14 protein-coding genes and 1 riboswitch are annotated in these 12,675 nt (G+C 49.6%); all 14 genes read left to right on the top strand.

Annotation, left to right across the window (positions count from 1 at the left end; genetic code table 11):
• Positions 1-14 precede the first annotated feature (14 nt).
• The 14 genes from L2D08_RS02995 (at position 15) to L2D08_RS02930 (ending at position 12,668) form a co-directional block, all read left to right on the top strand.
• A complete protein-coding gene (locus L2D08_RS02995; RefSeq protein WP_242232248.1) occupies positions 15-686 on the top strand; it encodes a response regulator transcription factor in 672 nt (223 codons plus the stop codon).
• The gene (locus L2D08_RS02990; protein WP_242232247.1) at positions 683-2,062 is read left to right on the top strand and encodes a sensor histidine kinase; all 1,380 of its coding nucleotides are present in this window, start codon (positions 683-685) and stop codon (positions 2,060-2,062) included. The genes L2D08_RS02995 and L2D08_RS02990 overlap by 4 nt, the downstream gene beginning before the upstream one ends.
• Positions 2,059-2,562 (top strand): PepSY domain-containing protein, encoded by a 504-nt coding sequence (locus tag L2D08_RS02985; protein WP_242232246.1) that lies wholly within the window; start codon positions 2,059-2,061, stop codon positions 2,560-2,562. The genes L2D08_RS02990 and L2D08_RS02985 overlap by 4 nt, the downstream gene beginning before the upstream one ends.
• 93 nt (positions 2,563-2,655) lie before the next feature.
• A complete protein-coding gene (locus tag L2D08_RS02980) occupies positions 2,656-3,174 on the top strand; it encodes a PepSY domain-containing protein (protein WP_242232245.1) in 519 nt (172 codons plus the stop codon).
• Between the two features lie 70 nt (positions 3,175-3,244).
• Positions 3,245-3,435, top strand: a riboswitch (cobalamin riboswitch).
• Between the two features lie 135 nt (positions 3,436-3,570).
• Positions 3,571-3,942, top strand: coding sequence for a (2Fe-2S) ferredoxin domain-containing protein (locus L2D08_RS02975; RefSeq protein ID WP_242232244.1), 372 nt, complete (start codon positions 3,571-3,573; stop codon positions 3,940-3,942).
• Positions 3,939-5,504, top strand: coding sequence for a precorrin-3B C(17)-methyltransferase (cobJ, locus tag L2D08_RS02970; RefSeq protein ID WP_242232243.1), 1,566 nt, complete (start codon positions 3,939-3,941; stop codon positions 5,502-5,504). The genes L2D08_RS02975 and cobJ overlap by 4 nt, the downstream gene beginning before the upstream one ends.
• Before the next feature lie 12 nt (positions 5,505-5,516).
• Positions 5,517-6,422: a sirohydrochlorin chelatase gene (locus L2D08_RS02965; RefSeq protein WP_242232242.1), complete on the top strand. Its 906-nt coding sequence runs from the start codon at positions 5,517-5,519 to the stop codon at positions 6,420-6,422.
• The gene (gene cobK, locus L2D08_RS02960) at positions 6,419-7,198 is read left to right on the top strand and encodes a precorrin-6A reductase (protein ID WP_242232241.1); all 780 of its coding nucleotides are present in this window, start codon (positions 6,419-6,421) and stop codon (positions 7,196-7,198) included. Before L2D08_RS02965 ends, cobK begins: the two co-directional genes overlap by 4 nt.
• The gene (locus tag L2D08_RS02955) at positions 7,188-7,832 is read left to right on the top strand and encodes a precorrin-8X methylmutase (RefSeq protein WP_242232240.1); all 645 of its coding nucleotides are present in this window, start codon (positions 7,188-7,190) and stop codon (positions 7,830-7,832) included. Before cobK ends, L2D08_RS02955 begins: the two co-directional genes overlap by 11 nt.
• The gene (locus L2D08_RS02950; protein WP_242232239.1) at positions 7,829-8,917 is read left to right on the top strand and encodes a cobalt-precorrin-5B (C(1))-methyltransferase; all 1,089 of its coding nucleotides are present in this window, start codon (positions 7,829-7,831) and stop codon (positions 8,915-8,917) included. The genes L2D08_RS02955 and L2D08_RS02950 overlap by 4 nt, the downstream gene beginning before the upstream one ends.
• Positions 8,910-10,115, top strand: a complete 1,206-nt coding sequence (gene cbiE / locus L2D08_RS02945; protein WP_242232238.1) for a precorrin-6y C5,15-methyltransferase (decarboxylating) subunit CbiE — start codon at positions 8,910-8,912, stop codon at positions 10,113-10,115. Before L2D08_RS02950 ends, cbiE begins: the two co-directional genes overlap by 8 nt.
• Positions 10,115-10,819, top strand: a complete 705-nt coding sequence (cobI, locus tag L2D08_RS02940; protein WP_242232237.1) for a precorrin-2 C(20)-methyltransferase — start codon at positions 10,115-10,117, stop codon at positions 10,817-10,819. Before cbiE ends, cobI begins: the two co-directional genes overlap by 1 nt.
• Complete coding sequence (cobM, locus tag L2D08_RS02935; RefSeq protein ID WP_242232236.1) at positions 10,816-11,589, top strand: precorrin-4 C(11)-methyltransferase; 774 nt, start codon at positions 10,816-10,818, stop codon at positions 11,587-11,589. Before cobI ends, cobM begins: the two co-directional genes overlap by 4 nt.
• Positions 11,586-12,668 (top strand): cobalt-precorrin 5A hydrolase, encoded by a 1,083-nt coding sequence (locus L2D08_RS02930; protein ID WP_242232235.1) that lies wholly within the window; start codon positions 11,586-11,588, stop codon positions 12,666-12,668. The genes cobM and L2D08_RS02930 overlap by 4 nt, the downstream gene beginning before the upstream one ends.
• The last annotated feature ends 7 nt before the right edge of the window (positions 12,669-12,675 follow it).

Here is a 12,675-nt window from a genome sequence, read left to right as displayed (position 1 = left end):
AAGGAGCGGAAGGGATGGATAAACAGCGTATTTTAATTGTAGAAGACGAAGAGCGGATTGCCCGGGTGCTTGAGTTGGAGCTTGAGCATGAAGGATATAAAACGAAAAAAGTGCTGGACGGGCTGGATGCTCTTGCTTTGTTTCGAACAGAGACATTTGACCTTGTCCTGCTTGATGTGATGCTGCCGGGAATGGATGGAATGGGCGTTCTGCGGCGAATCCGCCAGGGAAGCGATGTACCTGTTATTATGCTGACAGCCAAGGATGAAGTGGCCGACAAAGTAACCGGGCTTGATCTTGGGGCCAGTGATTATGTCACAAAGCCGTTTGATATGGATGAGCTTTTAGCCAGAATCCGGGCGGCACTTCGTAAAACTGTTTCAAACAGCTCGCTGTCTGCAGCGGATTTAATCGTAAAAGAAGAATCTCGTGAGGTTACTCGGGCAGGCCAGCCTATCGATCTTACACCGCGTGAGTATGATCTGCTCGTTTACCTATTGAAAAATAAGCGTCACGTATTGTCCAGAGAGCAGCTGCTTGATGGCGTCTGGGGATATGATTATTACGGTGACACAAACGTGGTGGATGTATATATCCGATATGTGCGAAACAAAGTTGATAGACCGTTTGATCTGCCTCTTATTCATACCGTACGCGGCGTTGGATACGTGTTGAAAGAATCATGAAGCTGAAAAATAAAATTCACCTCGGTACGAGCGTCCTGCTTGTTGTGATTGTTATTTTGATGAATACAGCCGTTTATTTTGCCGCTTCTTTTATGCTGAGGGAAGCAGATGTTGAACGAGCGGCAGCGGATGCAGCACAAATAGCCGGAGGCGTGTCGAGTCCAGCCGAGTCTATAACGAGCAGTGATTTGCTCCGGGCTTATGCGCCGCCGAATGGAATGGTCCGTGTAATATTGCCGGATGGAACGGTTGATGGGGTGGCAGTTTCGCCGGATGCCTCCGGGCTCAGAGAGCGGGCGGCTGCTTTTACAAAAGGAGAGAAACGGGAGATCATAAGGGATAATAATGGTTCTTCCTATGCCCGAGTCGCGCTTCCGGTTATTTGGCGCGGCGGCGAAGTGGCTTCGCTTGAATTATGGGAGGATCTGCAGGCAACAGAGCGAATTTTAACCATTTTGCGCGGCGTGCTTTTTGCTGCTTTGCTGATAGCGGTTATTCCTGCTGTGATATCAGCCCGCGTACTGGGTGCTATTATCTCTAACCCGGTTGAACAGATGACGGAAACGATGCGCCGGATCCGTAAAAGCGGTACACATGAACGGATTGAAACAAACGGCAGCCGGCATGATGAACTGCAGGATATGGCGCTTACCTTCAACGATATGATGAATTTGCTTGAAGAAAATTACCGAAAGCAGGAAGCATTTGTACAAAATGCGTCACATGAATTAAAAACACCCCTTACCGTTGTAGAGTCATACGCCCGTTTGTTGAAACGCCGCGGAAAGGACCATCCGGATTTGTTCGATGAATCGGTTGAAGCTATTTACGAAGAAGCGCTCCGCATGAAAGAACTGACCCAGCAGCTGCTTGCGCTCGCACGGCGCGATGAAACCTGGAATGTAAAAATGGAAATGGTCGATATGGCTATTTTTGTACGGGAAACAGCCGACTCCTTTCAGCGGGCATATAAACGGCGTGTTGACGTTCGAATAAAGGAAACATGCAGCGTGGAGACGGACCGGGATAAATTGCGGCAGCTGTTATTTATTTTTTTGGATAATGCACGCAAATATTCTGAGAAGGAAATCTATATAGAAGTCGAGAAACAGGAAATTCGTGTGATCGATCGGGGAATGGGCATACCCGTACCGGACCTGCCAAAAGTATTTGACCGATTTTACCGGGTGGACAAAGCAAGAGCACGTAAAACGGGCGGGTTTGGCCTCGGTTTGTCTCTCGCAAAAGAGCTGGCGGATGCCCTTGGGATCATTCTCCGGATTGAAAGTGAGGAAGGAAAAGGGACAATCGTAATTCTTACTTTTAGCGAATGCTCGTCTGCTGAAAGAAAAGACGAACGGGGGAAAGAGGAATGAAAAAAGTCATAACGGCTGCCATCGCCATCGCAGCCGCCGCAGCCGCGTTTTTTTTATACCAGTCCCTGCAGCAGCCGGATGTCACGATGAACGAAGCAGGAGAAAAGCTGGCGGAGCAGTACGGCGGCACGGTGAAGAAGGCAGAGCAGGCAGATGGTGAATTTCACTATACAATAGAAGTGCCCGATGAAGGCCAATACAGCATGACGGTTGACAGTGAGACGGGCGAATTAATGGCCATGACACGCCTTGAAACAGTAGAAAATGATTCGGCTGCCCAAGAAGAAAAAACTGAAAAAGGTGCTCGACAGCTGACACCGGAGGAAGCAGGAGAGATTGCGCTTAAAAAAGTACCGGGAACAGTGGATGATATCGAACGAGGCGACGGAGAAGAAGCTGGTTCTTACCTCGTTGATATAGATGCTCAAAATGGCGAAGAAGCAACTGTGCGAATCAATGCCATTTCAGGAGAAGTGCTGTCGATTTCCTGGGACGACTAACGGTTCTCATCAAACTCTCATTTTTCCCTCCCTTTTTTCTCATTTTGCATGGATATGATAAAAGCAGAAAAGGAAAAAGAGGAGGAAATAAAAATGAAGAAAACAACCATTGCAGGCAGCTTCTTAACATTAGGTCTTTTAGGCGGAGGGGTTCTCTGGGGCGTACAGAATGACAAAATCCAGGCGGAAGTGCCCGGCTTTGACGCGAAGCTGACGATGGAAGAAGCAAAAGCAATTGCTGAAAAAGAAACGCAGTCTGTAGTTGAAAGCATTGAATTGGAGAAAAAGCTGTCTGGCCCTGTTTATGAAATCGATACGCAGGAGTATGATATAAAAATAGATGGAGACTCCGGCAAGGTGTTAAAAAAACAACGGGATACGGATGATGCCAGCGGCGATGATGATGATCATCGTGAGAATACAAGTGTAACGGTAACGGAAGCAGAAGCGAAAGCGGCCGCTCAAAAACAAGTAAAAGGCACGATTGAAAAAATAGAGCTGGATGACGGACACTATGAATTAGAAATCAGGGACGGCAAAACAGAAACGGATGTATGGGTAAATGGAACAACAGGTGAAGTCGTAATCGAGGAAGAAGATCTGGATGATTAATCCGGGTCTTTTTTATTTTTCCCTTGCTAAAAGAAGCTCTTCCCTGCTAATGTTAAAGACAACAAAACTAAATAAAGCAATCATTAAAAGTGCCCGGAGTTTCTACGTCCGGGATAATAGGGAAACCGGTGAAAGTCCGGTGCAGCCCCCGCTACTGTATGCGTGATGAACCTGCCTGAAACCCACTGGATTCTATCCGGGAAGGGAGGCAGAAGTAAATTGACCGCAAGCCAGGAGACCTGCTTTTAATGCTGAAACATCATTCTTCGGTGGGAAGAACGGGATGAATACGCATGGCTTTTTCTTGGACAAGTCTTTTCTTTTATGCGGTTTTCTGCCCCTGCTTCTGCCGTAGAAGCGGGGGCTTTTTGCATGCTTTAAAAAGGAGCGGATAAAGTGGCAACGTGGAACTTAACGAGTATGAGCAAGCATGTGCTGATTTGCAACGGGTCTACCTGTATGCGAAAAGGCGGTGAAGAAGTGACACAGGCAATCCGGAATGAAATTACCGAGCGGGATTTGGATGCATATGTACATACAACAAGAACAAGATGCAATGGACGCTGCAAAGACGGGTGTGTAGTTGTCGTTTACCCGGAAGCAGACTGGTATTTTGAAATGGACGAGCATCGTGCCAAAGAGATGGTCGCCTCGCATCTTGAAAACAACCAGCCAATAAAAGAATGGATTGCCTATGAGCGGTCAGGGGAAGGTATGCAGCTGTTGAACGGCCGCTTTAAGGGAACGGAAAAAGGAGAGAAAAAATGACGGGCACATTGTATGTTGTCGGCTTCGGGCCCGGCCACGAAGATCATATTACGGATCGGGCGAAACAAGCGCTGAAAGAAAGTGATTACGTCATTGGATACAAAACCTACATGGAGCTTGTAGCCCCTTTGATTGAAGGAAAAGACGTTATTTCAACTGGAATGAGTGAGGAAGTAAGCAGGGCGCAGGCAGCAGTTAAGCAGGCGGAGCGCGGAAAAACCGTTTCTGTCATTTCAAGCGGTGATGCCGGTGTATACGGCATGGCGGGTCTTGTATATGAAGTATTGGCGGAACAGGGATGGAAGCGGGATACCGGTATTCGTGTAGAAATCATTCCGGGAATATCGGCGATCAATTCCTGCGCGTCTTTGCTCGGCGCCCCTATTATGCATGATGCCTGTACGATCAGCTTAAGTGACCATTTAACGCCATGGGAGCTTATAGCGAAACGGATAGATGCTGCCGGCGCTGCTGATTTTGTGATTGCGCTGTATAACCCGAAAAGCGGGCGGCGCACCAAGCAAATTGAAGAAGCGCAGCGGATTTTGCTCAACTACCGAAAACCGGACACGCCGGTTGGGCTTGTGAAAAGCGCATACCGTGACCGGGAAGAAGTCGTGATGACCACGCTTGCGGAAATGCTGGACCACGAAATTGGGATGCTGACAACAGTCGTAATCGGCAATTCAACGACTTTTTTCTATGATGGACTGATGATTACACCGCGTGGATACACACGCAAATATACGTTAACAGAAGAAAAGCAGCCGTTGCGGCCGCATGAGCGGCTTCGTCCTGAAAACGAACCGTGGGCATTGCATGGGGGCCAAAGCGAAAAAAAGCCTGAGCTCAAAGAGCTTGGCCTGCAGGCACTCGCCGCGCTGAAGCGGCAGAAGACGGCGCCGCCAGCTGTGAAAACAATCTTTGAAGCGGCGGTCAGCCCAGGACTGGTAAACAAGCATTTTACACCACAGCAGCTGATCGCTATATCTGAAGCAGCGGGTGAAAGGGGTACGATCGAATACACACCACATCACTATGTGCTGTTAAAAACCGAAACGAGTAACCCGCAGCCGATTATTGAAAAGTTGAAAGAAGCGGGACTAAGCCTTGCGCCAACCGGCGATGTTGTCACGATAAAAGCATGTGACTTCTGCAACGGGGATAAAGGCGACGCGATTCCATATACCGAGCAGCTTGGACGAAAGCTTGGCGGCCTCGACGTGCCGAAAGAGCTTCGCATTGGCGTGAATGGCTGCGGCATGGCGTGCTACGGTGCAGTGAACGAGGATATTGGCATCGTATACCGTAAAGGAGCGTTTGACCTGTTTTTAGGCGCTAAAGTGGTCAGCCGGACTGCGCACCCAGGTGTGTATGTGGCAGAAGGCATTCCGCCGGAACGAGTTGTTCCGATGCTCACAGGAATAGTAGAAGAATACCGTGAATCCGGTCATCCAAATGAACGCTTTTTCAAATATTTTAAACGGGTTGGGGAAATACAAGGATTTGCCCATCGAGATATGCCGGTGCCGGACGTTGAACCGATGCCGTGCGGAGAATAAGGGGGAAAAAGAATGAAAGCCGTACTTTTTGTTGGGCACGGAAGCCGTGACCCGGAAGGCAATGACCAAATTCATCAATTTGTGGAAGGATTTCTGCCGGATTTAAATCCGCTCGTTTTATATGAAACATGTTTCCTGGAGTTTGCGCGTCCTGATATCGCGGAAGGCATCAAGCGGTGTATAGCCCGGGGAGCAACTGAAGTTGCCCTCATACCACTTATGCTGCTGCCGGCGGGGCACTCGAAAATTCATATTCCAGCAGCGATTGACGCAGCAAAAGAAAAGTATCCGGGTGTAACATTTACCTATGGAAAGCCAATTGGCATCCATTATGAAACCTCTGTGATTTTAAAAGAACGCCTGCAGGATGCCGGCATTGATCCGGATGAAGTGGGCGAACAGGATGCGGTGATTCTGCTTGGGCGCGGCGGAAGCGATGCAGATGCCAATAGCGATCTATGCAAAATTGCCCGTATTTTATGGGAAAAAACATCCTTTGAAACCGTTGAACCGGCGTTTTATGGTGTGACGAAGCCATCACTTCCCCAAGCGGTAGAAAGAATTAAAAAGCTTGGCGCGAAAAAGGTCATTATTCTGCCGTACTTTTTGTTTACGGGTGTGCTGATCAAACGGATCGAACAGGATTTGACCCTGTTTCGTGAGCAATATCCAGAATTGTCTTTCACGCTTGCGGATTATTTCGGGTTTCATCCGAAGCTTAAAGTCATTGTGGCAGACCGGATTGATGAAGCGCTGGGCGGTAAATCACTCATGAATTGTGATACATGCCAGTACCGGTTTGAAGCGGGTATTCATCATCATCATGACCACGACCATGATCACCATGATCACGACCACGACCACGGCCACCATCACCACGGCCATGACCATGATCATGAAAAAGAGGCGATTCGATGATTTTCTTTCTGGCGGGGACAAGCGATGCCCGGGAGCTCGCTGTGAAACTGCAGGAAACGGGGCGCCCGGTTACAGCATCTGTGGTTACCCAGAATGCGTCAATTGAACTTGAAGCAGCGGGCATTTCAACGCGTGTGGGCCGGCTGGCTGGAGATGAAATGGCGACTGTGCTCGAAAAGGGTTATACGGCAGTCGTCGACGCCAGCCATCCGTTTGCTGAAGAAGCATCCCGAAATGCTATCGAAGCTGCCCAACGTGCCGGCATTCCTTATATCCGCTTTGAGCGGGCCGGCACGCAGGTTATTGAGCATCCGCTTGTCACGCGCGTGGGTACGTATGAAGAAGCAGCTGAAGCGGCATTAGAACGGGGAGGTGTCGTGCTCCTGACGACCGGCAGCAAGACGCTGCAGGTTTTCACGGAAAAGCTGCTGCCCCACACGGATATCCGGCTGATTGCACGGATGCTGCCGCGTACGGACAATATGGAAAAATGCGCTGCGCTTGGACTGCCTCAGAAAAATATTGTGGCTATGCAGGGTCCTTTTACGAAGGAGTTTGATCTTGCACTGTACCGCCATTACGGCGTGACGACGACCGTCATGAAAGAAAGCGGCGCGATCGGCGCGGTAGCGGAAAAGATCGAAGCGGCCGTGTCGCTTGGTATCGAAACGATCGTCATTTCCCGGCCGCCGGTGCAGTACCCAAATCAATGCGAGCAATTTGAGCAAGTGATCCACACATTAAACTGCCTGGAGGAAACGAAACATGGACTTTAAAACAACTTTTGTACCGGAAACAGTGAAACCGATGGAAATTGAATCACTTAGTTTCTCGATTATTGAAGACGAGTTTGGCCCCCATGATTTATCACCGGAAGAGTTCGCTGTTGTACAGCGGGTGATTCATGCTTCTGCCGATTTTGAACTCGGGAAAAGCGTGCTGTTTCATCCAAAGGCCATCCAGTCCGGCATTCGCGCGATCCGGCAGGGTGCGCGTGTAATTTGTGACGTACAAATGATTCAATCAGGCGTATCAAAACCGCGTATTGAGCAGTTTGGCGGTTCCTTGCATGTACATATTTCGGATGATGATGTGATGAAAGAAGCCAAAGAACTTGGGCTGACACGGGCAATTATCTCTATGCGTAAAGCGGCTGCGATTGGAGAAGGCGGTATTTACGCGATCGGCAATGCCCCGACAGCTCTTTTGGAAATTATCCGCCTCGCCAAAGAAGGCCTTGCCAAGCCTGATTTAATTATCGGCATGCCGGTCGGCTTTGTGTCGGCAGCAGAATCCAAAGAAGAACTGGCAAAACTGGATATTCCGTTTATTACGAATATTGGCCGTAAAGGCGGCAGTACGGTCACCGTGGCAGCACTGAATGCGCTGTCGCTGCTTGCCGTAAAATGAAGCCGGTCCCTGATAAGCCGCTTCGCACAGGCTACACAACGGGTTCCTGTGCGACTGCCGCGGCAAAAATTGCGCTGCAGACGCTTCTTACAGGCCAGCCGCCCGAATCGGTTTCTATTTATCTGCCGGCGAAGCAATGGGCTCACTTTACACCGGAATTTATCGAAGCAGGAGAGGGCTCTGTAAAAGCCGGCATCAAAAAAGATGCGGGAGACGATCCTGATATTACACACGGAGCGGTTATTTGTGCAGAAGTAAGCTGGACAAGCGGGCCAGGCATTGAGCTTGATGGCGGGGAAGGCGTCGGCCGGGCGACAAAGCCGGGACTCGACGTAGCACCGGGAGAAGCCGCGATCAATCCGGTGCCGCGCCGTATGATTACTGAAGCGGTTCAGGAGTTGCTTTTAGAAGCCGGGGCTGGAAAAGGCGTCCGCGTGATCATTTCCATTCCAGGCGGCGAGAAGCTGGCTGAAAAAACCTTAAATGCAAGACTTGGCATTTTGGGCGGCTTGTCTATTCTAGGAACGAGCGGCATTGTCCGCCCGTTTTCAACCGCGGCTTTTCGAGCCAGTATTGTAAAGGCTATTGAAGTGGCCGTTGCAGCCGGCTGTAAGCACGTGGCCGCTACGACAGGCGGACGCAGTGAAAAATATGCCATGAATCATTTGCCGCACCTGCCGGAAGAAGCATTTATTGAAATGGGCGATTTTGTCGGCTTCACACTCAAGCATTGTAAACGGCTCGGTATTCAAAAAGTTACACTTGCCGGGATGCCGGGCAAATTTTCAAAGGTCGCTCAAGGCGTCATGATGGTGCACTCTAAAAGCGCACCGGTCGATATGAATTTTTTGGCGCAGATGGCGGAGGAAGCAGGCGCCTCCGAGAATGAAATTGAAGAAGTGAGGGCAGCTAACACAGCGACGCATGCAGCAGAATTAATGGCGGACTATCCGGAATTTTTTGCGCTTTTCTGCCGCAATTGCTCAAGAAATGCCGTTCAGGAAGTGCGCGGCGGCATGGAAGTTGAAACGCTGCTGTTTGCGATGAAGGGACAGCTTTTAGGAAAGGCGGAATACAGTGAGTAACGTACATATTATTGGCATCGGTGCAGACGGAGCGGAAGGGCTGCACCCTCGCCAGCTGAAGCGTATTGAAGAAAGCCGGCTGCTTGTCGGCGGAGAACGGCAGCTGTCGTTTTTTCCTGATTTCACAGGGGAGAGGCTCGTGATTGGCGGAAATTTAAAAGAAGTAAAAACAAGGGTTCAGGACGAAGAAGGCCCAGTCGTGGTGCTGGCTTCGGGTGATCCGCTTTTTTACGGAATCGGAGCGTATCTGTCAGGGAGTACAGACGCTGTTATTGAGCCGCAGCCGTCAAGTGTACAGCTTGCATTTGCCCGGATGAATGAATCGTGGCAGAATGCAAAAACGATCAGTGTGCACGGCCGTCCAATCGCCGGGCTTGCCCAGAAAATTGATGGTGAAGAAAAAGTGGCGTTGCTGACAGATGAAACGCATTCACCGGGTGTGATTGCCCGCTACCTGCTTCGGTTTAACATGACTGAGTATGATGCATTCGTGGCTGAAAATATGGGTGCGGCGGACGAGCGCTGCCGTCATTTAACGCTTGAGGAAATGAGTGAAGCTTCATTTGCTCCGTTGAACGTGGTGATTTTAAAGAAAAATCGGCCATCGAAAGAATGGACTACCGGTATTCCGGATGAGGAATTCAGCCAGCGCAAGCCGGACAAAGGTTTGATTACAAAACGTGATATCCGCATTCTTACCATTGGCCGAATGAACATCCGCCCGGACAGTACTGTTTGGGATATCGGAACGTGTACCGGTTCCATCGCGATCGAAGCAGCTAAAATAGCCCGAAATGGTGCTGTTTTTGCCATCGAGAAAAATGAAGCGGACCTCGCCAATGCGGAAGCGAATTTTCGAAAATTTCGCACGGACGTCACACTCGTTCATGGAAAAGCGCCAGATGGCTTAGAGGCTTTTCCTGATCCAGATTGCGTATTTATGGGCGGCACGGCCGGTAATATGGACAAGCTTATTGACACGTGTGCAAAGCGGCTGAAGCCGGGCGGGACAATCGTATTGAATGCCGTTACGATTGAAAACATGTCAAAAGCCCATCAGTTATTCCGGGAAGCCGGCTTTGAGGTAGATATGGCTCTTGCCCAAGTGTCCTTGTCTAAGCCTATTTTAAATATGACGCGCTTTGAAGCGCAAAATCCGGTTTACATTATATGTGCTAAAAGAAAAGAGGAGCAGTGATGACAGGTATTTTATATGGGATTGGTGCAGGACCGGGCGATCCGGAACTGTTAACGGTAAAAGCGTTTCGCATTTTGTCGGAAAGCCGGGTTATTGCGTTTCCGAAAAAGCGGTCTGGTGAAAAAAGCTATGCGCGCCAGATTATTGATGCTTATATTGATCCGCAGGAAAAAGACATGCTTGGTCTTGTTTTTCCGATGACGAAGGATCCAGTCATTTTAGAGCGTGAATGGAACAAAGCAGCAGAAGCCGTAGCGGAAAAACTGGAATCCGGCGAAAACGTCGCGTTCGTGACAGAGGGCGATCCAATGCTGTACAGCACATTTATTCACATGAAAAATGTATTGCAAAAAAGAATGCCGAACGTAAAAACAGAAGTAGTGCCCGGCATATCATCAGTAAATGGAACCGCAGCAAGGCTGAACATTCCGCTTGCCGACGGAGATGAGCATGTCGCGATCATTCCGGCAACAAATGATCGCGAGGCGCTGAAACAGGCAATTGAGACGCATGACTGCGTTATTTTTCTGAAAGTCGCGAAGGTGGCAGCCCTTATTTCAAGTGTGATCAGGGAGCTTGGACTTGAGGGGCACGCCCATGCGGTCACAAAAGTTACATCCAGTGATGAAGTTATCTGGACACTGGATGAATTTGAGCGGGCAGAACCGAACTATTTAACGCTGATGGTGGTGAAGAAAAAATGAAGCTGTTCATTGTGGGAGCGGGACCCGGCGCACCGGATTTAATTACGGTCCGCGGGATGAAGCTTGTAGAGGAAGCAGACGTGATTTTGTATGCCGATTCACTCGTTAACGAGGAATTAATGGCGGGCTGCAAGGAAGGTGCGGTTGTACTGAAAACAGCCGGCATGCATTTAGAAGAGATGGTAGAAACCATGGTTAATTACGTGAAGGAAGGAAAAAAAGTCGTCCGCCTTCATACAGGCGACCCGGCTATTTATGGAGCGATCATCGAGCAAATCGCTCTCTTGAAAGAAGCGGGCATTGAAACAGAAATCGTACCCGGAGTCAGCTCTGTTTTTGCAGCAGCTGCGGCAGCGGGTGCGGAATTGACCATTCCGGATGTTACACAAACCGTTATTTTAACGCGGGCCGAGGGAAGAACGCCGGTACCAGAGAAAGAGCAGCTGAAGGATTTAGCCAAACATGAATGTACAATTGCTTTTTTCTTAAGCGCAACACTGACCAAAAAGGTGACGCGTGAGCTGGTTGAAGCAGGCTGGCCGGAGAACACGCCGGTAGCTGTTGTATACCGTGCCACGTGGCCGGACGAAAAAATTGTCCGCTCAACGATCGCCGGGCTCGATACGGCGATGCGTGAAAACGGCATTCGCAAGCAGGCGATGATTTTAGCCGGCAAAGCGCTTGATCCGGACATTGGAAAATCGGGACATCGTTCGAAACTGTATGATAAAACCTTTACCCACGGGTTCCGGAAGGGAATCAAGTCATGAAGGTTGCGATAGCTTCCATTACAAAACACGGAACCGAAACAGCACGCAAGCTTGCCGGGGAGATGCAGGCGGATTTGTATTACATGCGGAAATTTTGCCGCGGTGATGAAGAAGAGCGGGGCATTACGCTGTTTGACGGTTCTGTCCGCCTTCAACTGCCAAAATTATTTAAAGAATACGACGGCATTGTGCTGATTATTTCACTCGGTGCTGTTGTCCGGATGATTGCCCCGATTTTAGGCGATAAAAAAACCGATCCGGCAGTGGTCGTTCTCGATGACCGGGCTGAGCATGCAATCAGTGTTCTTTCCGGCCATATCGGGGGCGCCAACGAGCTTACATACCGGGTGGCCGAACTGACAGGTGCCCGGCCGGTAATTACAACTGCATCCGATGTGCAAAAAACGATTCCGGTTGATATGTTTGGCCGCGAATTCGGCTGGAAGTTTGAATATGACCGCTTTTTAACGCAGGCGGCAGCTGCCGTAGTGAACGAAGAGCCGGTACTTGTTGTGCAGGAATCAGGAGAGCCGAACTGGTGGAAGCATGACCGGCCGATGCCGGCTCATATCAAGACGGCGGCTTCGGTAAAAGAAGCACTTGAAACACCTCACAATGCCGCTCTCGTCGTCACCCATAGATTACTCGATGCAGAAGAACTCGATGGGCTTCACTATCCTGTTGTGTACCGCCCAAAATCAATCGTCCTTGGCATTGGCTGCAACCGTGGAACAGAAGCGGAAGAAATTGAGCAGGTTATCGATGAGACCCTTCGCGATCTTGCCCTTTCCAAAACAAGCGTTCAGTCCATTGCATCCATTGACCTGAAAAAAGATGAAGAGGGTATTTTGGCAGTTGCCGAAAAAAACGACTGGCCGTTTTTCACCTTCCCGCCTGAGCGGTTAAACGAAGCGCCGATGAAAGAGCGTTCGGAAACGGTGTTTAAGTATACCGGTGCGTATGGAGTCAGTGAACCGGCTGCTTATTTAGCGTCAAAAGGGGGAGAAGTTATTCTGCCAAAGAAAAAAAACGGCAACGTAACCATTTCGGCTGCCCTGATCGAATTTGGCAATAAGTAAAGGAGAG

This window comes from Domibacillus sp. PGB-M46 (genome assembly GCF_022668875.1).
Classification (GTDB): domain Bacteria; phylum Bacillota; class Bacilli; order Bacillales; family Domibacillaceae; genus Domibacillus.
Note: the sequence above shows the minus strand (reverse complement) of the source record. Positions and strands in the feature narration are given on the sequence as shown.